Annotated in this window: 16 protein-coding genes; 10 read left to right on the forward strand and 6 right to left on the reverse strand. The window is 53.3% G+C overall.

The window, feature by feature from the left end:
• The first annotated feature begins 10 nt into the window (after positions 1-10).
• Genes ABDW36_RS03170 through ABDW36_RS03180 form a run of 3 tightly spaced genes read left to right on the forward strand, consistent with a single transcriptional unit; the run spans position 11 to position 5151 of the window.
• Complete coding sequence (locus tag ABDW36_RS03170; protein ID WP_343700426.1) at positions 11-628, forward strand: fasciclin domain-containing protein; 618 nt, start codon at positions 11-13, stop codon at positions 626-628.
• 51 nt (positions 629-679) lie between these two features.
• On the forward strand, positions 680-2821 hold the full coding sequence (locus ABDW36_RS03175) for a hypothetical protein (protein ID WP_343700427.1): 2142 nt from the start codon (positions 680-682) through the stop codon (positions 2819-2821).
• An 11-nt stretch (positions 2822-2832) separates the two neighbouring features.
• Complete coding sequence (locus ABDW36_RS03180) at positions 2833-5151, forward strand: T9SS type A sorting domain-containing protein (protein WP_343700428.1); 2319 nt, start codon at positions 2833-2835, stop codon at positions 5149-5151.
• 149 nt (positions 5152-5300) lie between these two features.
• Here the strand turns inward: ABDW36_RS03180 and msrB are convergent, their stop codons facing one another.
• Positions 5301-5765: a peptide-methionine (R)-S-oxide reductase MsrB gene (gene msrB / locus ABDW36_RS03185; protein WP_317126364.1), complete on the reverse strand. Its 465-nt coding sequence runs from the start codon at positions 5763-5765 to the stop codon at positions 5301-5303.
• A gap of 262 nt (positions 5766-6027) precedes the next feature.
• Between msrB and mutL the strand changes: the two genes are divergently transcribed.
• Positions 6028-7875 (forward strand): DNA mismatch repair endonuclease MutL, encoded by a 1848-nt coding sequence (gene mutL / locus ABDW36_RS03190; RefSeq protein ID WP_343700429.1) that lies wholly within the window; start codon positions 6028-6030, stop codon positions 7873-7875.
• 12 nt (positions 7876-7887) lie between these two features.
• Here the strand turns inward: mutL and ABDW36_RS03195 are convergent, their stop codons facing one another.
• The gene (locus tag ABDW36_RS03195; protein ID WP_343700430.1) at positions 7888-9369 is read right to left on the reverse strand and encodes a gluconokinase; all 1482 of its coding nucleotides are present in this window, start codon (positions 9367-9369) and stop codon (positions 7888-7890) included.
• 100 nt (positions 9370-9469) lie between these two features.
• Between ABDW36_RS03195 and ABDW36_RS03200 the strand changes: the two genes are divergently transcribed.
• The 4 genes from ABDW36_RS03200 to ABDW36_RS03215 are packed head-to-tail and all read left to right on the forward strand — an operon-like array spanning position 9470 to position 13287.
• Positions 9470-11203, forward strand: a complete 1734-nt coding sequence (locus tag ABDW36_RS03200; protein ID WP_343700431.1) for a GMC family oxidoreductase — start codon at positions 9470-9472, stop codon at positions 11201-11203.
• A 5-nt stretch (positions 11204-11208) separates the two neighbouring features.
• On the forward strand, positions 11209-11892 hold the full coding sequence (locus ABDW36_RS03205; protein WP_343700432.1) for a gluconate 2-dehydrogenase subunit 3 family protein: 684 nt from the start codon (positions 11209-11211) through the stop codon (positions 11890-11892).
• A 56-nt stretch (positions 11893-11948) separates the two neighbouring features.
• Positions 11949-12611: a hypothetical protein gene (locus ABDW36_RS03210; protein ID WP_343700433.1), complete on the forward strand. Its 663-nt coding sequence runs from the start codon at positions 11949-11951 to the stop codon at positions 12609-12611.
• 10 nt (positions 12612-12621) lie between these two features.
• Positions 12622-13287: a hypothetical protein gene (locus tag ABDW36_RS03215; RefSeq protein WP_343700434.1), complete on the forward strand. Its 666-nt coding sequence runs from the start codon at positions 12622-12624 to the stop codon at positions 13285-13287.
• 60 nt (positions 13288-13347) lie between these two features.
• Here ABDW36_RS03215 and ABDW36_RS03220 read toward each other — a convergent pair whose 3' ends face one another.
• On the reverse strand, positions 13348-14991 hold the full coding sequence (locus ABDW36_RS03220) for a peptide MFS transporter (protein ID WP_343700435.1): 1644 nt from the start codon (positions 14989-14991) through the stop codon (positions 13348-13350).
• Positions 14992-15217: 226 nt separating this feature from the next.
• Between ABDW36_RS03220 and ABDW36_RS03225 the strand changes: the two genes are divergently transcribed.
• Positions 15218-16669 (forward strand): Gfo/Idh/MocA family oxidoreductase, encoded by a 1452-nt coding sequence (locus ABDW36_RS03225; protein ID WP_343700436.1) that lies wholly within the window; start codon positions 15218-15220, stop codon positions 16667-16669.
• 77 nt (positions 16670-16746) lie between these two features.
• Here the strand turns inward: ABDW36_RS03225 and ABDW36_RS03230 are convergent, their stop codons facing one another.
• Together ABDW36_RS03230 and ABDW36_RS03235 are read right to left on the reverse strand one after the other, a co-directional pair.
• A complete protein-coding gene (locus ABDW36_RS03230; protein WP_343700437.1) occupies positions 16747-17187 on the reverse strand; it encodes a hypothetical protein in 441 nt (146 codons plus the stop codon).
• Between the two features lie 28 nt (positions 17188-17215).
• The gene (locus ABDW36_RS03235; protein WP_343700438.1) at positions 17216-17695 is read right to left on the reverse strand and encodes an META domain-containing protein; all 480 of its coding nucleotides are present in this window, start codon (positions 17693-17695) and stop codon (positions 17216-17218) included.
• Positions 17696-17854: 159 nt separating this feature from the next.
• On the opposite strand from ABDW36_RS03235, the gene ABDW36_RS03240 reads away from it, so the two are divergent.
• On the forward strand, positions 17855-19996 hold the full coding sequence (locus ABDW36_RS03240) for a S46 family peptidase (RefSeq protein ID WP_343700439.1): 2142 nt from the start codon (positions 17855-17857) through the stop codon (positions 19994-19996).
• A 72-nt stretch (positions 19997-20068) separates the two neighbouring features.
• Here ABDW36_RS03240 and ABDW36_RS03245 read toward each other — a convergent pair whose 3' ends face one another.
• The gene (locus tag ABDW36_RS03245; protein ID WP_343700440.1) at positions 20069-21376 is read right to left on the reverse strand and encodes a D-alanyl-D-alanine carboxypeptidase; all 1308 of its coding nucleotides are present in this window, start codon (positions 21374-21376) and stop codon (positions 20069-20071) included.
• Between the last annotated feature and the right edge of the window lie 34 nt (positions 21377-21410).

The following is a 21410-nucleotide window of genomic DNA, read 5'->3' on the forward strand; positions in this document are numbered from 1 at the left end:
CAATAGCATCATGATCAAACCACTGCATATAACCGCTTTCCTGTTATGCCTTTGCTGCAGCTGCAACCTGGCCGGCCTTGGCCTGCAGGAAGATTACGATTTCAAGCCCAGTATTCCTGACCCGGCCGTGAAAATGACGGCCTGGGAATTTATTAACCAGCCCAGGGCAGATACGCTGTTCGTGAAGATGCTGGCCGGCATCCGGTACGCCGGCCTGGAGGAAGAATATTCCAAACCCGGCAGAACTTTCATCCTTCTTACCAATAAAGCCATCTACGAAAAATCTGCCGCCGGCGTAGAGCTGGCCACCAGCTATTTTGTAAAGAACAAAGTGAACGGCAAACCCGCCACCAGGTGGGAAGATTACCCGGTTCAGCAGGTGCGCAACCTGTTCCTCTACCATATCATGGAAGGAGAATATTCCTATCACAACATCAATACAGACACTACTGTGGTAAACACATTGCTGCCCGGCACCAACGTCAAGTTCAGGATACTGGACTACAATGATTCCAAGCTGACGTTCAATGATTTTCCCGGCACCAAAAAAGGCGTACAGGCAAGAACGTCCAATATTCGCCCGCTGAACGGAGTGATCCATGTTGTAGACCTTTACCTGGAATATTAAGCGTAAACCATGCGGCCCACGAGGGCGGTTTTGACCTTTCAAATAATAACCGTGCAAAAAATACTGATCGTATGTATCGGCATATTGCTGTGCTTTGGCCATCTGCCGGCCGGGGCACAGCAAAAAACCGTTGTGTTCTGTGGAACCGCAGAAAATGACCTGTACCCCGTGCTGGTAAGCTCCGGCTTTACCGTTAAGCTGGTAAAAGATGCGGCGGCGGCCGTTGAGGCGGCGGGAATAGGAGGCGCCATACTGATGATGGCGGAAGCGTACCCTGCCCGGCAGGTACAAGTGAACACCGCCACATTGAAACAAATACAGGAGAAAAAAATACGGTTGTACATAGAGTACCCTGCGGAATTCCCGGGCCTGGAAATTGGCGCTTCTCCCCTGCGCTCCAACCTGGAAAGGGCCGTAATAGCCGCTCCGGGGCTGGGCGAAAAACTTCCGCCCATGACCATCCTGGGCATCAATGACTGTTACGTAATGCCGGTACAGCAAGCTAACCCGCTGATGGTAATGGCCAAAGTGGCCGGCTTCAGCAAAGCGGCCTACGGCATCAACGATGTGACAACCTGGCCGCTGCTTGTAAAAAGCGGTAACGATGTAATGGTTGCCACCACCAAGCTCAGCAATTTTGCTACCGGCCGCTATGGCCCTCATGCCGCCTGGCAGGCGCTCTGGGAGTACATTGTGGGCTGGGCTACCCGGCAACCGCATATACAACTCACCCGGTGGCCGTCTACCGTTTCCCCTGCCTACGGCCCCCATGAAAAGCTGCCCGCCGGCGCGCGGGAAGCAAGCATTCGCAGGGGAGTGGAATGGTTTAGCAAAGGCCGGTTCTTCATCCACGAAAGCTGGCAGGATATGTACCTCCGCTACCAGGGCAACGGACAAAAGCCTTTTGGCCCCGGCCCGGCCCAGTCTCTCCCGGTGGGCAACGGCTCCCTGGGCATGCTGGAAGGGCATGCCTCCCACATTTATCACGATGGTTCCCAGGAGTACCGCTATTGGGTGCGTGCAGATGTGCAGGGAGAAGCAGCGTACGCGCTGGCGGCAGCCGGGCAGTTCCTGAAAAATGAAGCTGTATTGTTCCAGCAGGCCACGCGGCTGATAGATTTTATTTTCTCCGGTTCCAACCTCCGCGGCGGCCCCCGCAACAACCCGGACAGTGCCAGCTTTGGCCTCATAGGCTGGGCCGTTACCCATCCGCATATTTATTACGGAGATGACAACGCCCGCGTAATTCTGGGCGTGCTGGGCGCGGCCGCCAGCATGCGCAGCAACCGGTGGAACCGGCAAATAACAGAAGCTATTCTCGGAAATTTTTATACCACCGGAAAGAACGGCTTCCGTGGCGGGCATATTAACGACAGTGTATTGCAAAGCAAAGGGCGCTCCTTTTTTGCGCAAAGAGATCTTGTTAACCCCGCTCCCCACTACGAGTCATGGTTATGGGCCTGCTACCTGTGGATGTACCGCCAAACCGGCTACCGGCCGCTGCTGGAAAAGGCCAGAACCGCCATTCATATCACCATGAAAGGCTATCCGCATGAGTGGCGCTGGACAAACGGTATACAGCAGGAGCGGGCCCGCATGATTTTACCGCTGGCCTGGCTGGTAAGGGTGGAAGACACCCCGCAACACCGCGAGTGGCTGCACCTGGTGGTAACGCAATTGCTCAAAAACCAGGTGGAAAGCGGGGCTATACAGGAAGAACTGGGCGGCGCCGGGAAAGGCCGCTATGGCCGCACCGCCTCCAATGCCGCATATGGCCAGCATGAAGCTCCCGTTATCTTTGACAACGGAGACCCCGTGGCAGACATGCTGTACACCTGCAACTTTGCGGTTTTCAGCCTTAACGAAGCTGCCCACGCCACAGGGAATGCCGCCTACAAAAAGGCCGTTGATAAATTATCGGACTTCCTGGTAAGGATACAGGCCGTCAGCAACCGGCATAAGGATTTGGACGGAGCATGGTTCCGCGCCTTTGACTTTGACCGCTGGGAATACTGGGGCTCCAATGCAGACGTGGGCTGGGGCGTGTGGGGCACGCTGGGCGGATGGACGCAAAGCTGGATAGTAGCCACGCTGGTGCTTACTTCCAATAACCAGAGTTACTGGGACATAACAAAAGACCTGAAAATGAAAAAACATATGGACAATGTGCTGCTGCAATTTAATCACCAATAATTCATCCGTTTATGAAAAGAACAGTACTGATACTGCTGGCAGTAATGGGATCGTTGTTGTTGCCGGCATACGGTTTACAGGTAAGATTTGTGGGGCCCAATGCCGCCGGCACAGGAGATGGCTCCTCTGCCGTTAATGCGGCGGATTTTAAAAACACCGCATTCTGGAACGGGGTACAATCCCTGCTGGCAACAGACTCCGTTACCGTAAAATTTATTGCCGGCACCTATTCCCGCGCTTACACCTCAGCCCCTTTTCTTTTGCAGAACCTGGGCCATGCGCAAAACCTGCTGACGCTGGAAGGAGACCCCTCCGGTACCCTGTTTACCGCCCCCACTGGTTACCCCGCGGTGGCAGACATGATCAGTATCCTGGACTGCCAGCACATGGTCATCAAAAACTTCCGTTTCTCCGGCAATGGTGAAACGGGTTATGTAATGGCTATCCGCTCCGGCACCGGCAAAACCACCCGCAACATACGCGTGGAGAATTGCCACTGGACGGATATGCCGGGCATTGTGTACGGCGCTACCGGCTGCAGCGGCAGCGGCACTTACGATGTGACTTACGAAGACTGCACGTTCACGCGCATCGGGAAGGGCGGCGGTTCCCACATGATGTACCACGCGTATGACGCCCATCACATCAGCGTGATCAATTGCTCTTTTGAAGACTGCAAGGGAGACTACGTGCGCTTCCGTGACAACTGTGATTTCGGCATCATAAAAGGCAGCACGTTCACCCGTACTGCAGCGTACCCGGTAATGCCCTTCATCTCCCTGCCGCTCTTCAACAATGTAAACCCCGGTGATGAATTTTTTGCCACGCACTATGCGTTTACGGGCAACAGTTTTACCAATTCCAACTATGCCGTAGCCATTCACCATTACGGGTATGATCCGGCAGGTTACCGGTATTTGCTGGATGCAACGGAAGGCGCCACATTGAGCACGGGCACGCCGGCCCAGAAACAGGCCATTCTGACCACCAACTTCGGGCTAGACCCCGCCAGCATCAGGGTGGCAGGCAATACCTACACCAGCATGAGCTCTTATACCGTAGCCCTGGGCAGCATGGCGCAATACGGCGCCGTGTCTAAAGGCTGGGACAGCTTTGCAGACATCACCAACGCCATTAATACCAGCACCACACCGGCCGCATGGGAAACCGGCACCTTGTCAAACGAGCCATGGATATATGACCTGAACACCGGCACTGGTGTAATGGGTGGTGTTTACACCGCCACCGGCGGCGTGCCCACCGGCGTTATATCATCTCCCGCTACCCCCGGCTTTTTGCCGTACCCGCCCAGCGGCCTCAGCAAGGTGGCGCTGCCGGCCACAGGTGAAATATTCACGTTGCTGGGAGATTCCATCAGGATCAACTCCGGCCCTACTTTCGGACCGGCCAAGTTCTCCGCGTTTTCCATTCCCGGCACTTCGCCGGTTACCAGCCTGTTTTTCACCATCAGGTTTAATGACAGCACCAGCACCCGCATACAATGGACGCTCAGCCTCGGCAATAACAGCGCCGCCGGCTCAACACGGGTATATGGCAACAACGGCGCCCTTACTACCACCGGCACCGCGTCCAATCCTGAGGTATTCAGTGCGCTGAGCTGGAACATCAACCCGGCCTACCCTGACACCATCCGTTTCCAGTACCGGGAAAAACCTTTGGCCACCAGCACCGCCTCCTACAAAACCATCAATACAACACATTTCAGGCGGGGCGGCACTTACAATGTAGAGGTGTATTCCAACAACCTTCCCGCATCACACACCTATTCCCGCAACGGGGTGAATTACACCTTGCCGCCGCGTACGTATAATGTGTGGGCAGATGGTGTGCTGTTTACCTACCTCGGTTCCCCCAATTTCCCCGCCAACCAGCTGGCGGCCGGTACGGCGCTTGACGCTTTTATGTTCTACGGCACCAACAGCAACAGCAATCCTGTACCTACCAATACCAATGGAGATAATTCCGCCGCCATCACCCTCAGTAACATCAGGCTGAACGCTCCGCCCGAGCCGCCTTCAATGGCCGCTGTTGGCAAAGTCAGGGCAGCTAAAAAGCGGTCTGCCATCCGGCTTACGCCCAACCCTGTTACCAGCCAGCTGTATATACAGTATACCGCCCCTCGGGCGGAAGAAGCTTATATACGCGTGGTACGGGCAAATGGAGCAACAGTGCTGATAAAAAAGGAAACGCTGCTGGAAGGGTATAACCGGGTAGCGGTAGACGTGTCAGATCTTTTCCCGGGCCTCTATATACTGACCCTTGCCAGGGGAGTGGCGGAAGAATCCGCAACATTTATCAAGGCACGGTAATCAGGTTATTAAGTGCGAATAATAAACATTTGTATGAAACTGCCGGGTGTTTCCACATCCAGGCATAATTTTAACCGGGCATGTATATAAACGCCTGCGCCGGTACAAGTTGCTTCGTACCGGCTGCATATAGTCAGGCTGGGTGGATGTTATTCTTTCTCTTTGTACTTCTTTTCCGCGTCTTGTGCCTTGTCAAAGTCCAGGATGACGGAATTGATGCAGTAACGCAAGCCGGTTGGCGGCGGCCCGTCGTCGAAAACATGCCCCAAATGGGCTTTACAGCGGCCGCACTGCACTTCCGTGCGTTGCATGCCGTGAGAGTTGTCTGGCGTATAAATTACGCTGGTTTTACTGATGGGCTGGTAAAAGCTTGGCCAGCCACATCCGCTTTCAAACTTTGTGTCAGACACAAAGAGCGGGTTCCCGCATGCTGCGCAATAGTAAGTGCCTTTTTCTTTATGGTCCCAATATTTGCCTGTAAACGCCCATTCTGTGCCTTTTTCACGGGCGATGTCATAAACTTCTTTCGGTAAAACTTTTTTCCACTCTGCGTCTGTAAGGTTTACTTTACCAGTATCCGTGCGGGAGTACGCAGGATTCTTTTTTTCTTCCATGAATTTATTTTTTCCTCCGTTCTGAGAGTATGTACAATGGCTGAACAGTAATATTAACGCCAAAATTAGAAGTTTCCGTGTTTTCATACTAAGATTTGATTTTGCGTTAACTACGCTTTAACACCAAACGCAATACCTTGCTTTTTATCCCCTTGCCCGGAGACTGTTCCTAAAGGTACGAAACGGGCTACCGATTGGTTTGCGCCGCTCTTTTAATTTAACATATTTTTTTCTTCCTACCTTTACGCCAAAAGGCAGGCAAGTGGCGGATATCATCAATTTATTACCGGATAATATAGCGAACCAGATAGCAGCAGGGGAAGTAATTCAGCGGCCGGCTTCGGCAGTAAAGGAGTTGCTGGAAAATGCGGTAGACGCAGGGGCTACCGAAATCCAGCTTTTCATCAGGGATGCCGGCAAGGAGCTGGTGCAGGTTATTGACAACGGCACCGGCATGAGTGAAACAGACGCGCGCATGTGCTTTGAGCGGCATGCCACTTCCAAGATACAGTCTATAGACGATCTTTTCCACATCCGCACCATGGGCTTCCGCGGTGAGGCGCTGGCCTCCATTGCCGCCGTGGCACAGGTAGAGCTGAAAACCCGCCGCCCCCACGAAGAGGCCGGTACCTTCATTGAGATAGACAACAGCGTCATCAAACGCCAGGAGCCCTGCCAGACGGCCTTCGGCACCAGCATTGCCATGAAGAACCTCTTCTTCAACGTGCCTGCCCGCCGCAACTTTCTCAAAAGCAACGCCGCAGAAATGCGGCATATTGTAGACGAGTTCATCAGGGTAGCGCTGGCCTTCCCGCATCTCCAGTTTTCCCTCAACAGCAACGGCCAGCAAATGTTCCATCTTGAAAAAGGTTCGCTCAAGCAGCGCGTGGTGAACATCCTGGGACAGCACTACAATGCCAAGCTGGTTACGGTGAAAGAAAGTACGGACTACATGAATATTCACGGCTTTGTTGGCAAGCCGGAAACGTCCAAAAAAACACGGGGAGACCAGTTCTTTTTTGTGAATAACCGCTTCATCAAAAGCAGCTACCTCAACCATGCGGTGATGACGGCCTTTGCAGACCTGATACCTGCAGACAGCTTCCCGCTGTACGTGCTGTTCATAGACCTTGACCCTGCGCATGTAGATATTAACGTGCACCCCACCAAGCAGGAGATCAAGTTTGATGATGAAAGGATACTCTACGCCTTTGTGCAGTCTGCCATCAAACACGCGCTGGCCCAGTTCAGCGTAACACCGGCGCTTGACTTTGAGCTGGACCCGGGTATTCAGCAGCTGGATGCGCTCACCCAGCCTTTCACCGAACAGAAAAAACAACAGTCTTCCAACACATCCATCTATAAAACCTTTACGCACGCCAACCAGGCGCATGTAATAGATAACAGCAGCAACCTGCGCCACTGGAAAGAATTGTACGGTCCCGCGCTTTCACCTGATAACGGGAACACCGCCCCGGCTGAACAACCCGTATCTACCGCCTCCGTCATAGACGAACGCTGGCAGGAGGCCGCCACGGACCAGAAGGTGCCCGTACAGGTACACCAGCAGTACATTCTGTCACAGATCAAATCAGGCTTTATTCTTATAGACCAGCGGGCCGCGCATGAACGCATTTTGTACGAACGCTACCAGCGCGCGCTTTCGGAAAAGCCCATTGCCACCCAGCAGAGCCTTTTCCCCCAAACGCTGGAATTGCTGCCGGCAGATGCCATCGTTATTACCGAAATGCTGCCCGAGCTGCAGGCATTGGGGTATGACCTGGAGCCTTTTGGCCAGCAAACCTTTGTGGTACGCGGTACACCGGCAGATATACAAACGGGTAACGAGCAGGCCAGCATTGAAGGGCTGCTGGAACAGTTCAAACATTTCAGCAACGAACTGAAGCTGAACCGCAGGGAGCAGCTGGTGCGCGCCATGGCCCGCAACAATGCCATTCCCGCCGGTAAAATGCTGGGCACCAAAGAGATGCAGAATATTATAGATGAGTTGTTTGCCTGCACCACACCCAACGTTTCCCCGGGTGGGCGCTTCACCTTCATTTCCTTTAAACTGAATGACCTGGAGCGGATGTTTGAGAGGGGCGGCTGACGGTTTGCAACGTTATCCGCGCAGCACTTCCATCACCTCTTTCAACTGCCTGTAAAGCAGGCCATACGCTTTGTAATTGCGCATATAAACGGCGTGATGCGTGCTTTCAGGCTCAAATACACGCGCCGCGGCCATGGGGTTAAACTGCCAGGCATCTGTTTTTTCCAGCGCATGCCAGCCCAGCATGGCGGCCCCCAGCGCAGACGCGTCTTCTTCCTGATGCAGCAACATGGGTTTCTGGAAAATGTCTGCCAGCAATTGTATCCAGAGCGGCGAAGCTGTGAAGCCTCCGCTCACGGTCACCTCACGCACCGGTTCCACCACGCTCTCCAGCGCTTCTGCCACATTGTAGAGGCCAAAACAAATGCCCTCTATCAGTGCCCGCTGAAAGTGCGCGGCCGTGTGTTGCTGGCGGATGCCCACGTAAGCGCCGCGCGCGCCGCTGTCCCACACAGGCGCCCTTTCCCCCAGCAGGTAAGGCAGGCACAGCAGCCCCTCCGCGCCGGGCGGCACGGTAAAGGCGGTCTTGAGAAAATTATTATAGTCAGACCAGGGTAAAAAGGCTTTCGAGAACCACTGCAGCGCACCGCCGCCGTTGTTAATGGCGCCGCCGCATACATAATGCTCCGGCGTGAGCACGTAAGAGAAAAGGCGGTGTTGCTCATCTTCCGCCGGGCGCGCCGTCATCATCCTGATGGCGCCGCTGGTACCGATGGTAAGCGCGGCATGCCCCGGCTCTACAGCACCACTGCCCAGCTGCGCCAGGCAACCGTCGCTGCTGCCGGCCATGATCAGCGTGTCTGCCGGTACGCCCAGCGCCTCCGCCATGCCGGCATCCATTCCTATCAGCAGGCGGGTGGTTTCTACCGGTATAGGCAACCGGTCATCTGAAATACCGGCCGCTTCGAGTGCGGCGGGGTGCCAGTCTTGCCGGCGTATGTCAAACAGCCCCGTGGCGGAGGCCAGGGAATGGTCAATAATAAATTCATGAAAGCACCGGTAGAGGAACAGTTCCTTGATGCCGATGAAGCAGGCGGCCTGCTCAAATATTTCCGGCTGCTCATTGCGCAGCCATAAAATCTTGCACAGGGGAGACATAGGGTGAATGGGTGTGCCGGTAGCGGCATAGATCAGGGGGCCGGCAGGCGCGTTCTTCAAGGCCGCGGCGTAGGTTTCGGCGCGGTTGTCTGCCCAGGTCATCAGCGGCGTTAAAGGCTGCCCCTGGCCATCTACCGCCATCAGGCTGTGCATGGCGCAGCTCAGGGATATGGCGGAAGGCGCAGCGCCCATTTCCTGTACAGTTTTCTGAACGGTAGTGATAATGGCGGCAATGATCTGCTCAGGGTCTTGCTCGCTGTAACCGGGTTGCGGGTGATGTGTAGGGTAAGATTGCCTGTGGGCGGCGGCTATCTGGCCAACCGGCGTTACCGCCACGGTTTTGGCACTGCCCGTGCCAATGTCTACTCCGAGGATATAAGGTGAAATAGTTGTCATAGAATACATGCCGAAAGTAAAAAACACCTTTCATTTTCCCCATTTTTTTATAGATTTAAATGCTTACAGGTCAAATCTTTTAAAAAAATCCACGTTTTACATGGCATTTGAGATCAAAAAACAGGCAAAAGCATATGACGTATGCATAGTAGGCTCAGGCGCCGGCGGCGGCATGGCCGCCAAAGTGCTGTCTGAGGCCGGGCTGAAGGTGGCGCTGCTGGAAGCAGGCCCCAAGTATGACCCGGCAGACCCTGCGCAGCAAACGCAGTTGAAATGGCCTTACGAATCGCCGCGCAGAGGCGCTAGCAGCACACGTCCTTTTGGCGACTTTGACGCCGCCTACGGCGGATGGGAAATTAACGGTGAACCATATACGAAAAAGAACGGCACGCAATTCGACTGGTTCCGCTCCCGCATGGTAGGCGGCCGCACCAACCACTGGGGCCGCATCTCATTGCGCTTCGGGCCTAATGACTTCAAGCATTACAGCATAGACGGGCATGGTGATGACTGGCCAATAGGATATGACGATGTGAAACCTTTTTATGACCGGGTAGACAAAATGATAGGCGTATTCGGTTCCAAAGAAGGGATCTTCAATGAGCCTGACGGCTACTTCCTCCCTCCTCCCAAGCCCCGCCTGCATGAGCTGATGGTGAAACAGGCCGGCGCCAAACTGGGCATTCCCGTTATTCCTTCCCGCCTGTCCATTCTGACGCGTACGGTAAACAAAGACCGCGGCGCCTGCTTCTACTGCAGCCAATGCAGCCGGGGCTGCACCGTGCATGGAGACTTCTCCTCTTCTACCGTGCTCATCAAACCCGCCATGAAAAACGGTAACGTAGACCTTTACACCGGCGCCATGGTACGGGAGGTGCTCACAGACAACACCGGCAAAGCCACCGGCGTTTCTTACGTAGACAAGAATGACCTGCAGGAATACCAGCTGAACGCTCGCGTGGTAGTGCTGGCAGCCAGCGCCTGCGAATCTGCGCGGTTGCTGCTCAACTCAAAATCTTCCGTTCATAAAAACGGCCTGGCCAACTCCAGCGGCGTGGTAGGCAAATACCTGCATGACTCTACCGGCTCTTCGCGCAGCGCCTTTGTTCCTTCCCTGATGGACCGCAAGCGGTATAACGAAGACGGTGTGGGCGGCATGCACATGTACGTTCCCTGGTGGCTGGACAATAAAAAGCTGGATTTTGCCCGCGGCTATCATATTGAATTTGGCGGCGGCATGCACATGCCGTCTTACGGCTTCGGCTTCGGCATCGAGAACCTCCAGGCTAAAGATCCCGCCCGGACCGGTAAGCCTGCGGGCGGTTACGGCGCCTCACTGAAAGACGACTACCGCCGCTTTTATGGCGCTACGGTTGGATTTGCAGGCCGCGGGGAGGCCATTGCGCGGGCAGACAATTACTGCGAAATAGACCCCAACGTTGTAGACAAATTCGGCATTCCCGTACTGCGCTTCAACTACACCTGGAGCGAGCACGAGATCAAGCAGGCCAAACACATGCAGGATACTTTTGAACAGATCATTCATGAAATGGGCGGCATTCCGCTCGGCAACAAGCCCGGCCCGGAAAGTAATTACGGTCTGGAAAACCCCGGCCGCATTATTCACGAAGTAGGCACCACCCGCATGGGTGATGATCCCAAACGCTCCGTGGTGAACAAGTTCAACCAGGCGCATGATGTGAAGAACGTGTTTGTGGTAGACGGCGGGCCTTTTGTGTCTCAGGCAGACAAAAACCCTACCTGGACCATACTGGCGCTTTCCCTGCGCGCATCAGAATACATTGTGGACGAATTAAAAAAACAAAACCTCTGATTATCATGGATAGAAGAGAATCACTCAAAGCCCTGGTAATAGGCTCGCTTTCTTCCGGCGTAATACTCAGCGCCTGTGAATCAAAGCCCGGCGAAAAAGCCGTAGGGGCCGGCGTGCTCAAAGCATATGGCCGCACGCCTGACGAAGTTATGCGCGATGAGGCGCTCAACAAGGAAAAATTCTTTACCGATGCGGAAATGAAAACCATTACCGTACTGGCAGATATCATCATCCCGAAAGACGAACGTTCCGGCAGCGCCAGCGATGCCAAGGTGCCTGAATTTATTGAGTTCATCGTAAAGGACATGCCCCGCTACCAGGTGCCCATGCGCGGCGGCCTTCGCTGGCTGGACGTGCACTGCCTGAAAACGTACAATAAAACGTTTACAGAGCTTGGCGCCAAAGAGCAGCTGGCCGTAGTAGACCAGATTGCTTACCCCGGCACGGCCGCGCCGGAAATGAGCCAGGGCGTATCTTTTTTCAGCACCATGCGCAACCTCACCGCCACCGGCTTTTTCACCAGCGAAATGGGCATCAGGGACCTTGACTACCAGGGTAACAAGCCCAACGTTTGGGACGGGGTGCCGGAGGATGTATTGAAAAAATACAACCTCTCCTATGATGAGAGAACGCTGGCCATCAGCCTCAAACCGGATGACAGGGGCAAGGTGATGACCTGGGAAGATTAAACCGCTGTAACTTATATGAGCACGGGCCGTTATACGATCATAACGGCCCTTTTTTTATGCGCTTGCTAATACCCCCTATAGCCCTTTGCCTTTTGCTGCTGCTGGCTGCCAGCAATATTGTTGCCCAAAAACCGCCCGTCATCAACGGCATATTCCCTGAAACCAACCAGCTTAAATTCTCATTGGCAACCGTTACAGATTATGTCAATCCCGGCTTTGAGCTTAGTTATGAAAAACAGTATGCCAGGCGGTTTGCTACCCAGGCGGCAATAACAGTAATGTCTCGCGGGCTTAAAAACCTGCTTGACAGAGTGTTTGAGGCTCATCGCTTTTCTGGCTTCCGTATTTCACTGGAAGAAAAATTCTTTGTTCCCACCAGAGAGATCAGGCGGGCCCGCGCGTATTTTTCCGCAGAGTTGACGCATCTTTCGGTAAAAGCAGACATTAGCCGGACCAAAAGCCAGCAGCCGGAGGCCTACACATATCACCGCCGCACCTGGGCAGCTAACCTCAAATTCGGTATTGAAATACCAATAGGCTCCTCTTTTATTCTTGACTTTGCTGCCGGTACGGGGTTGAAGCACCGCACGGTGGAAAGTAATTATGAAGAGCCTGACTGGAGACCAGTGGAGTGGTTTCCCGAATTTTCAGAATACAAGCCTTTCAACGCCACCACACTCAACGTTCCCGGTACCATCAGAATTGGTTATATCTTCTAATCTCCCGCGTATGAAGCAACTGATCTTTCTCTCGCTGTTCCTCCTCCTGACTACACCGCTGGCCGCACAAAAGTTCTACGAGCATAAATACAGGAACAACTTCAACTTTTCCGTGCTCTCCCTGATGGCAGACAACCCCGGCTTTGAGTTTGGCTATGAAAGAAAATACGGCAACTGGTCTACGCTGGTAACCTATACCATATTATCAGATGCGGCGGCGCTACCGGGTTTCAGGGGCAAACCGGATACAGCCTATTTCGGGCATTACGGCGGTTACCGTGTTTCCCTTGAGCAGCGTTATTTTTTCCCGCAACAACGCGTACTGATGCCTTACCTCAGCTTGTTTGGCTCCTGGCTGAAATCCGAATACATTATCAGTGACCGCTTTGGCCCCAATCCCGGCTACCTGGATACATTTGCCGTTAACAGGGCCAATCTTGTAATAAGTCCCCGCTTCGGTATACAGATCCATCTGAACCGCCTGCTGATAGACACCGGCGTGGGGTTTGGCCTGAAATGGCGGCAGACAAGGAATACCGGCCGGCAAAACCCTGCTGACAAGCCCAGCCCTAATCTTATTTACAGTATTATTCCCATTCTTCCGCGAGACGGGAAGGAAATAGAGGGACTCAACATCAGCTTCCCGGTTAATGTAAGGTTGGCCTTCCAGTTCTGATAAAAAATCGGCCGACCAGGTTTGTACCCATGCCAGCCGATTTATACAGTTGCCTCCGTGTTATCCCTGCTGCGTGTGCTCCCTGAATATCCGGTTCAGCCAGCGGAGCATCACAAAAATAAGCGCCGCGGCAAAGCCCAGCATGGCAAAGTTCACAAGGAAATAATTCATTTTATTATCGTAGGTATCCCACATGGCGGCCAGTACGCCGGAAAGTTTGTTGCCCATGGAAGTGGCCAGGAACCAGCCGCCCATCATCAATGAGGTAAGGCGCGGCGGGCTGAGCTTTGATACCAGTGAGAGACCCATGGGGCTGAGCAGCAGCTCGCCCAGCGTAATTACCCCGTAGCAGCCTACCAGCCACCAGAGAGACGCTTTCACCTCCCCGTTGCTGCACACATAAACCGCCCCTACCATCATGAAGGTAGAGAGGGAAGAAATGAGCAGGCCCCAGGCTATTTTGGTGGGCGTGGTGGGCTCTTTGCCTTTTCTGCGCAGCCATGCAAAAAACGCCACTACCAGCGGCGTGAGCACTATCACAAAGAACGGGTTGACGGACTGGAACAGTTCGGTGTTAAAAAGGCTGACGCTTTCCCCTTCTGCCGGCATTTTTTCAGGCGCCACGTTTTTCAGGTACACGTTTTTGCCCAGCTCCCGCTGCGGCTGCCCGCTTTCGTTTTTTATCACCCTGAACTCATGGTCATACGCCACTACGGAATCCGTTACATTGGAAACCGTTTCAGCCAGGTAGAGGCCTTTGGCCGGCTTTTCAATGGCAGCCAGCATTTCACGGTCTGTATAATACTGCGCCCAGGTGGTGAGAGCTGTACCGTTCTGTTTAAAAACCGCCCAGAACATGATGGATACGGCAAAAACCGCCAGCAGTGCCTTTACCTGGTTCTTTTCCCCGCCTGCCGCCTTGCGCAGCAGGTTGGCAAAGAAATAAATGATGGGCAGGCAGGCAAAGATAAACGCGTCTGTAGAGTCTGTGCCGAAAATGTTGCCGGGTATCACCCAGCCAATGTAGCCGACTACCAGCACCGGTATGAACACCTGTGCAAAAATGGTCTTCAGCGGCATATCTCCCGGTTGCTCCGGCTTCAGCACGTCTGCGTGCCGGTAATGTTTGAGGCCGACAACAAAAATGATCACGCCCAGGAACATGCCTATGCCCGCTGCAATAAAGGCGGCGCCCCAGTTGATGCTGTTGCGCAGGTAGGCCGCAAAAAAGGTACAGATAAAGGCGCCGATGTTGATGCCCATGTAAAAGATGTTGTAACCCACGTCTTTACGGGCTTTGTACCGCGGGTCGTTATACACATTACCCAGCAGCGTGGAAATATTGGGCTTGAAAAACCCGTTCCCCACGCAGATAAGGGCCAGGGAAAGGTAAAATACGGTGAGGTGCTGCACTGCCAGCCCCATATAGCCGATGCCCATCAGGATACCGCCTATAATGATGGATTTGGTGTAGCCCAGCTTGCGGTCTGCCAGCAGGCCGCCTACGAAGGGGGTGAGGTATACAAAGGCGATGAAGGTGCCGAAAATGTCTACCGCCGCCTTCCTGTCCATGGCCCAGCCCCCGCTTTCAGCGTCTGTCAGGTATAGTTGCAATATGGCCAGCAGCAGGTAAAAACCAAATCGCTCCCACATTTCGGAAAAGAATAAAAACGGCAACGCGGCCGGGTGCTTGCGGTCAGACATGTTGTAACTTGTTTGTTTGGTGCGGCTAAAAATAACAACAAAACAGCAATGCCGCCAAATTTAATACTGGCTTAACCCGGCCAAATTATTAACTTGTATGCCTCATTAGCAGGGCGTTCTTTTCCAAACAGGCGTAAAATCGATTTAGCACACTACTACCATTCATAGAGAATATTTACAAACAACTAATATTTTTCTATTATATTGAACGAAAATTTATCAAATCATGGTTCAGGAAAACAATAACAAAGGAAACCAGATTTCTCGTAGATCATTTCTAACCACAGGCGCTACCGCAGCCGCCGGTTTTATGATCGTTCCACGTCACGTTTTAGGGGGCAAAGGCTATACAGCGCCCAGCGACAAGTTGAGAGTAGCAGGCATAGGTGTTGGAGGTAAAGGTGAAAGCGATATCAGGGAGTTTGCCAAAGGCCCGGCAGATATTGTTGTATTATGTGACGTGCACGACAGCCGTGCCGCCAATTCGGTGAAGCGATTCCCGAAAGCCAAGTATTATAAAGACTACCGTGAAATGCTGGACAAGGAGCACAAGAACATTGATGCCGTGTCCGTATCCACACCGGACCATAACCACGCTGTACAGGCCATGGCCGCCATGCAGCTGGGCAAGCACGTATATGTTCAGAAACCGCTCACGCACGACATTTACGAAGCCCGCATGCTCACCGAAGCCGCCAAAAAATACAAAGTGGTAACGCAGATGGGCAACCAGGGCGCCTCCGGAGACGGCGTACGCCAGCTGATGGAATGGTACAATGCCGGCCTCATCGGAGATGTGCATACCGTTTACTGCTGGACGAACCGCCCGGTTTGGCCGCAAGGCATTGCCTGGCCCGCCCAGAAAGCGGAAGTACCCAAAGACCTCGATTGGGACCTCTGGCTCGGCACCGCTCCTGAAAAAGACTATGTAAACAAACTGGTGCCCTTCAACTGGCGCGGCTGGTGGGATTACGGTACCGGCGCCCTGGGAGACATGGGCTGCCATATTGTGGAACCGCCTTTCCGCGTGCTGGGCCTGGGCTATCCCACGTCAGCAGAGTGCAGCGTAGGCAGCGTGTACGTAGACGAATTTCAGCGTGGTTATTTTCCTGACAGCTGCCCTCCCTCTTCTCACGTGATCCTGAACTTCAAGAACAAAAAAGGCGGAGACATCAAGATGCACTGGATGGACGGCGGCATTCAGCCTGCCCGCCCTGAAGAGCTGGGCCCCAATGAAAGAATGGGAGACCCCGATGGCAGCAACGGCGCCCTCTTTATTGGCAGCAAAGGCAAAATGATGTGCGGTACCTATGGTATGTACCCGCAACTGCTCCCTACCGCCCGTACCAAGGAAGCCAATGTGCCCAAAACCATTGCCCGCGTGCCCGAAGGCCACTACGTACAATGGGTGAACGCATGTATTGCCGGCTACGGCAAAAAAGAACTGAGCGCTCCGTTCGACATTGCGGGTCCGCTCACCGAAACCGTTCTTATGGGTAACCTGGCCATCCGCAGCTATGACCTGCGTACACCCAAAGCTGACGGCAAAGGGTTCAATTACCCCGGCCGCGCAATCCAGCTGCTGTGGGACGGCGCTAACATGAAGATCACCAACTTTGACGAAGCCAACCAGTTCGTAAAACGTACCTACCGCAACGGCTGGACGCTTGGCAAATAACTGCTGATATTTTTGGTTTAAAATAAGAAGGCCCGCCGTAATGGCGGGCCTTCGCTGCTTTATTCTGCAAGCACTTTTTAACGGAACAGTTCCTTGAAATCACGTTTGAACTCCTGCCATTCTTCATCCGCTTTTTTCAGGGACTTGTCTACGCCTTCTTTCGTTTTATCCCAGGCTTCGGCGGAGCTGTTCTTTACATCGTCCAGCTTTTTGGCCAGGTCGTCACGCACTTCCTGCAGGTCTTTGCGGGCCTGTTCGCTTTTTTTGCTGCCGTCTTTCTTCAGCTCCTCCATTTTTTCATCCAGCTCCTTCATTTTGGTCTCAATGCTGGCAGCAGCTTTGTCTTTCTGCTCTTTCAGGTAAGCCCCGGCCGTATCGGCCTTCATTTCTACGCCTTCTTTCACCTGGTCTACGCCTTCATTGATCTTTTCTGTAGCGGTATCCGCATTGGTTTGGGTGTTGCTGCCCTGGCAGGCCATGAAAAGAGCGGCCCCCGCCAGGAATAAGTACTTATGCATATGCGTCGGTTTTTAGTGAAATAATATATCAGGGCTGCACTGCTGTAAAGGTGGCCAGTACGGAATCACCTTTTTGCAGGCGCAGCATGTCTTTCTCAATGGTGTATTTGCTGGTTTCCTCCATGGCCTTTCTGAAGGCGTTCTCAATATTCAGACGCTCGCAGGCCATTTGGGTGGATATTACATTGGTGATCTGCAGGTCGCCGTTAGGCGTGGCCAGGTATTTCCCGCCAAAACCGTTGCAGCCCAGGAAGCCGCGCACCTGAGATGCGCTGTCTGTCAGCTCCATATAAATTTCCTTGTCTCCGGGCGGTATTTCCATGGTGCTGGAAGGGAACTCTTTCAGCTTCCACCTGGTGCCTTCCAGTTTCCAGGCGGGCTCCGCACTGGTCTGGGCCGCGGTAGCTGCTACCGCAGCCGTGTCTCCCCCGGAAGGTTTGCTGGTGCCCTGGCAGCCCCAGGCCATCAGGGCGGCCGCTGCCATAGCGGTAAAAACTAATTGTTTCATAGTATTGGTTTTAAGGTGCATGAATATTATACAATTCTTAAGCCATTTTAACGCCATATAAAGAATAATTGTTCTGTATAGCCGCAAATTCATGGGCGGCAGGGCCAGTATCAAAAAAATCGCTAGGTTTGGGCCACTTTTATAAAACCTGCAAATCATATGAAGAAAAATCTATTCCTGCTGCTGCTTTTACTTTCTGTAAAGCTGGTAAGGGCGGATGAGGGCATGTGGATGCCTTACCTGCTGGGCCAGCAAGTGTACGCGGATATGGTGAAGAAAGGGCTGAAGCTCTCCAAAGAGCAGCTTTACAGCATCAACAAATCCTCCATGAAAGACGCCATCATTATTTTCGGCGGTGGCTGTACCGGGGAAATTGTGAGCAACCAGGGGCTTATTTTTACCAACCACCACTGCGGCTACGGGGCTATTGCCGCCGCCAGCAGCATGGAGCATAACTATTTGAAAGACGGGTTCTATGCCCAGAGCAGGGCCCAGGAAATTCCTGCCAAAAGCCTCTCTGTACAGTTCCTCGTAAGAGTCGAAGACGTGACCGAAAAAGTGGAAGCAGCCCTTAAAGACGCTACCGCCGCAGACCGGAACGCCAAATTTCAGGCGGCCTCTGCAGAGATCATCAGGGCCGCCACGGAAGGTACCGGCTACGAAGCCCGCGTAAATGCCATGTTCAGGGGCAACCAGTACCTCATGTTCGTATATGAGCGGTATAAAGACATCCGCCTGGTAGGCACCCCGCCGGAAAGCGTGGGCAAGTTCGGCGGCGATACGGATAACTGGGAATGGCCCCGCCATACCGGCGACTTTTCCGTGTTCCGCGTGTACACCGGCAAAGACGGCAAACCGGCAGAATACGCCGCAGACAATATTCCCCTGAAACCGAAATATTTCCTGCCCGTTTCCATCAAAGGCGTCAAGGAAAATGATTATGCCATGATCTTCGGTTACCCCGGCGGTACCAACCGTTATGAAACCTCCCTGGGCGTAAAGCTGAAAATTGACGTGGAAAACCCTTCCCTCGTTAACCTGCGTGACATCCGCCTCAAATACATGTTTGAGGAAATGAAAAAAGATCCTGCCGTTAAACTGCAACTGGCTTCCTCTTACGCCGGCATTGCCAACTACTGGAAATTTTTTGACGGGGAAAGCAAACAATTGCTGAAGTACCATGTGTATGAAGACAAACAGCAACAGGAAGCCGCCTTTAAAAAATGGGCGGCCGGCAAACCTGAGTTCGAGAACGTATTCCCCCAGTATGAAAAGATCTACCAGGCCTGGTCTCCCTACGCCAAAGTACGCGTGTACCTGACAGAAGGCATACTGGGCTCTCCCCTGGCGGCGTTCGCTTCTTCCCTTGGCGCGCTGGAGAACGCCATCCTGAAAAAGGGTGACGTAAAAGCCGCAGCTGCCGCCGCTGATGCCGCACGCGCCAACTTCCTGAAAGACGAGAACAAACCCAGCGATCAGAAAATAATGGCCACCACCGCCATGATGTATTATACAGACATTCCGAAAGACCAGCACCCGGTTGGTTTCTACGAAAGCCTGAAGTCTTATGGCGACCTGCAGGATGAAAAAACTTACAGGACCTGGGCGGCGTCTGTATTTGCCAACACCATGATCTTTAATGACGCCAAGTGGAAAGCCTTCATCTCCAACCCTGACGCCACCGTTTTGCAAGATGACCCGGCTTACGCCTATTCATCTGCCTTCGTAAAAAATTATGTAGGCAAATACCTGCCGCTTTACACGCAGTTTACTGCTGAGAATAACGAGCTGGGCCGCCTTTACCTGAAAGGTGAAATGCAGCGCAGCCCCAGCCAGTTCCGCTACCCGGATGCCAACTTCACCATGCGGCTCTCTTACGGCCAGGTGAAGCCCTACAGCCCGCGTGACGCCGTGGCGTATGACTATGTAACCACCGCCAGCGGCGTGCTGGAAAAATATGTACCGGGAGACTATGAGTTTGACCTTCCTCCCGGCTATGTGGACCTGATCAAAAAGAAAGATTTCGGACAGTATGTTGACGCTAAACGGAAAGACCTGGTGGTGGGCTTCATCACCTCCAACGATATTACCGGCGGCAACTCCGGCTCTCCTGTTATCAACGGCAACGGCGAGCTGATAGGTCTTGCTTTTGACGGCAACTATGAGGCCCTGAGCCACAAGCTCCAGTTTGACAAGAACCTCAACCGCACCATCTGTGTAGACGTACGCTACGTGCTATGGTGCATTGAAAAACTGGGCGGCGCCAAACACATCATCAACGAACTGAAAATTGTGAAATAAAGACCTTTCAGTGAATGCAAAAGGGGCTGACCACTTGTGATGGTCAGCCCCTTTTTTATGCAATGCATTATGTCAGCTCCCATTAGCCACGCGCACCAGGAATTTCTCCACCGCTCTTCGTACCACCGTAGATGTTGTATCATGATTATTGACCAGCACGCTGAATATTAAGGTTTTCCCGGAGCGCGTAACAAGGTATCCGCTCAGTGCCACACAGCCGCTGAGGGTACCGGTTTTGGCGTACAGCCTGCCAGGCAGCTGCTGGTAATAATTACGCAGCGTGCCCTTTCCGCCCGTGGGGAAGAGAGGGTATAAGCGCTCTTTCGGATATGTTTTGTAAAGCTTCTGCAGTACGCTCACAAAGTCTTGCGGCGTGAACAGGTTGTAACGGGAAAGGCCTGAGCCGTCTACCCAGCTGGGTACGGTAGGCAGATCCTGGAGGCTGCTGTCAAGCATATACCGTATCACCTTCCGGGTGTCTATAGTATCCCATTTTTTTGCGGCACACATCATCAGTATCTGTTCTGCAAAGAAATTATCGCTGCGGTGCATCATGGGTTGAAACAGGGTATCTACGGGAATGCTTTTCATCAGCTGCCCGCCTGACAAAGTACCCTGGAGCAGGCCCACCGGCTTGTGCAGCGTATCTGACAACCGCAGCAGCAACTGCTCCCGGTTGCCGGTAATGAAGGGAACTTCAAAATTATGTGGTGTTGCGTCTTTGGGCCGCATGTACAGGGTGAAGTGGTTCTCCCGCTCGTCCCGGTCTGCCAATACCTCATCCGCAGACCTGTCTGGCAAAAACTGCAGGCTGGCAGACCTGGCAAAGTAGGCAGGCGTAATGCTGTATTCACGGCCCTTTATGCTGATGCGCGTAACGTTGCCGTACATGGGCCATTCATTCAGCTCCGGCTGGTAATAATCCGCATAATCGCTCCAGGCCCAGCCCGGGCCAAACCGTTTGTTCCTGATCACGGCAGGCTGGTACCAGATACGTTTGTCCGTAGCCGTTAGAAAGTCTTTTACGGGTTGATAAGTAAAATCAGGATGCAGGAAAGATGGGTCTGCCGTACCCTGGATATAAACGGCGGTATCGTTTTCCGCGTAACGCATGCCGGGAAGGGAGTCTCCCAGCAATTGCAGGCCGGTGTACAGGGTGAATATCTTGGTGTTGGAGGCCGGCATAAAAAACTTGTCTGCCTGGTATTGCAGCCAGTATTTACCGGTTGCGGGGTCCAGAATACAAATGCCGGTATGGGCATTATGGAGGCCTTTTACGTTCAGAATATCCTGGTTGGCCCATTGGCGGATGGCCTTTGGCTGGGCAGCAGCAACCGCGCAAAGCAGCAGGGCGGCCAGGGAGCATAAAAATGATCTCATAGCAGAAAGATACTGTTTTTAGAGAAAAGAAGCG

The organism is Chitinophaga sp. (genome assembly GCF_039596455.1).
Classification (GTDB): domain Bacteria; phylum Bacteroidota; class Bacteroidia; order Chitinophagales; family Chitinophagaceae; genus Chitinophaga.

Coding starts and splice junctions, on each gene's coding strand:
- ABDW36_RS03170 (WP_343700426.1), top strand. CDS start 11: ATGATCAAACCACTGCATATAACCGCTTTCCTGTTATGCCTTTGCTGC.
- ABDW36_RS03195 (WP_343700430.1), bottom strand. CDS start 9,369: ATGACAACTATTTCACCTTATATCCTCGGAGTAGACATTGGCACGGGC.
- ABDW36_RS03235 (WP_343700438.1), bottom strand. CDS start 17,695: ATGAAACAATTAGTTTTTACCGCTATGGCAGCGGCCGCCCTGATGGCC.
- ABDW36_RS03210 (WP_343700433.1), top strand. CDS start 11,949: ATGCGCTTGCTAATACCCCCTATAGCCCTTTGCCTTTTGCTGCTGCTG.
- ABDW36_RS03200 (WP_343700431.1), top strand. CDS start 9,470: ATGGCATTTGAGATCAAAAAACAGGCAAAAGCATATGACGTATGCATA.
- msrB (WP_317126364.1), bottom strand. CDS start 5,765: ATGGAAGAAAAAAAGAATCCTGCGTACTCCCGCACGGATACTGGTAAA.
- ABDW36_RS03205 (WP_343700432.1), top strand. CDS start 11,209: ATGGATAGAAGAGAATCACTCAAAGCCCTGGTAATAGGCTCGCTTTCT.
- ABDW36_RS03245 (WP_343700440.1), bottom strand. CDS start 21,376: ATGAGATCATTTTTATGCTCCCTGGCCGCCCTGCTGCTTTGCGCGGTT.
- ABDW36_RS03225 (WP_343700436.1), top strand. CDS start 15,218: ATGGTTCAGGAAAACAATAACAAAGGAAACCAGATTTCTCGTAGATCA.
- ABDW36_RS03230 (WP_343700437.1), bottom strand. CDS start 17,187: ATGCATAAGTACTTATTCCTGGCGGGGGCCGCTCTTTTCATGGCCTGC.
- ABDW36_RS03240 (WP_343700439.1), top strand. CDS start 17,855: ATGAAGAAAAATCTATTCCTGCTGCTGCTTTTACTTTCTGTAAAGCTG.
- ABDW36_RS03180 (WP_343700428.1), top strand. CDS start 2,833: ATGAAAAGAACAGTACTGATACTGCTGGCAGTAATGGGATCGTTGTTG.
- ABDW36_RS03215 (WP_343700434.1), top strand. CDS start 12,622: ATGAAGCAACTGATCTTTCTCTCGCTGTTCCTCCTCCTGACTACACCG.
- ABDW36_RS03220 (WP_343700435.1), bottom strand. CDS start 14,991: ATGTCTGACCGCAAGCACCCGGCCGCGTTGCCGTTTTTATTCTTTTCC.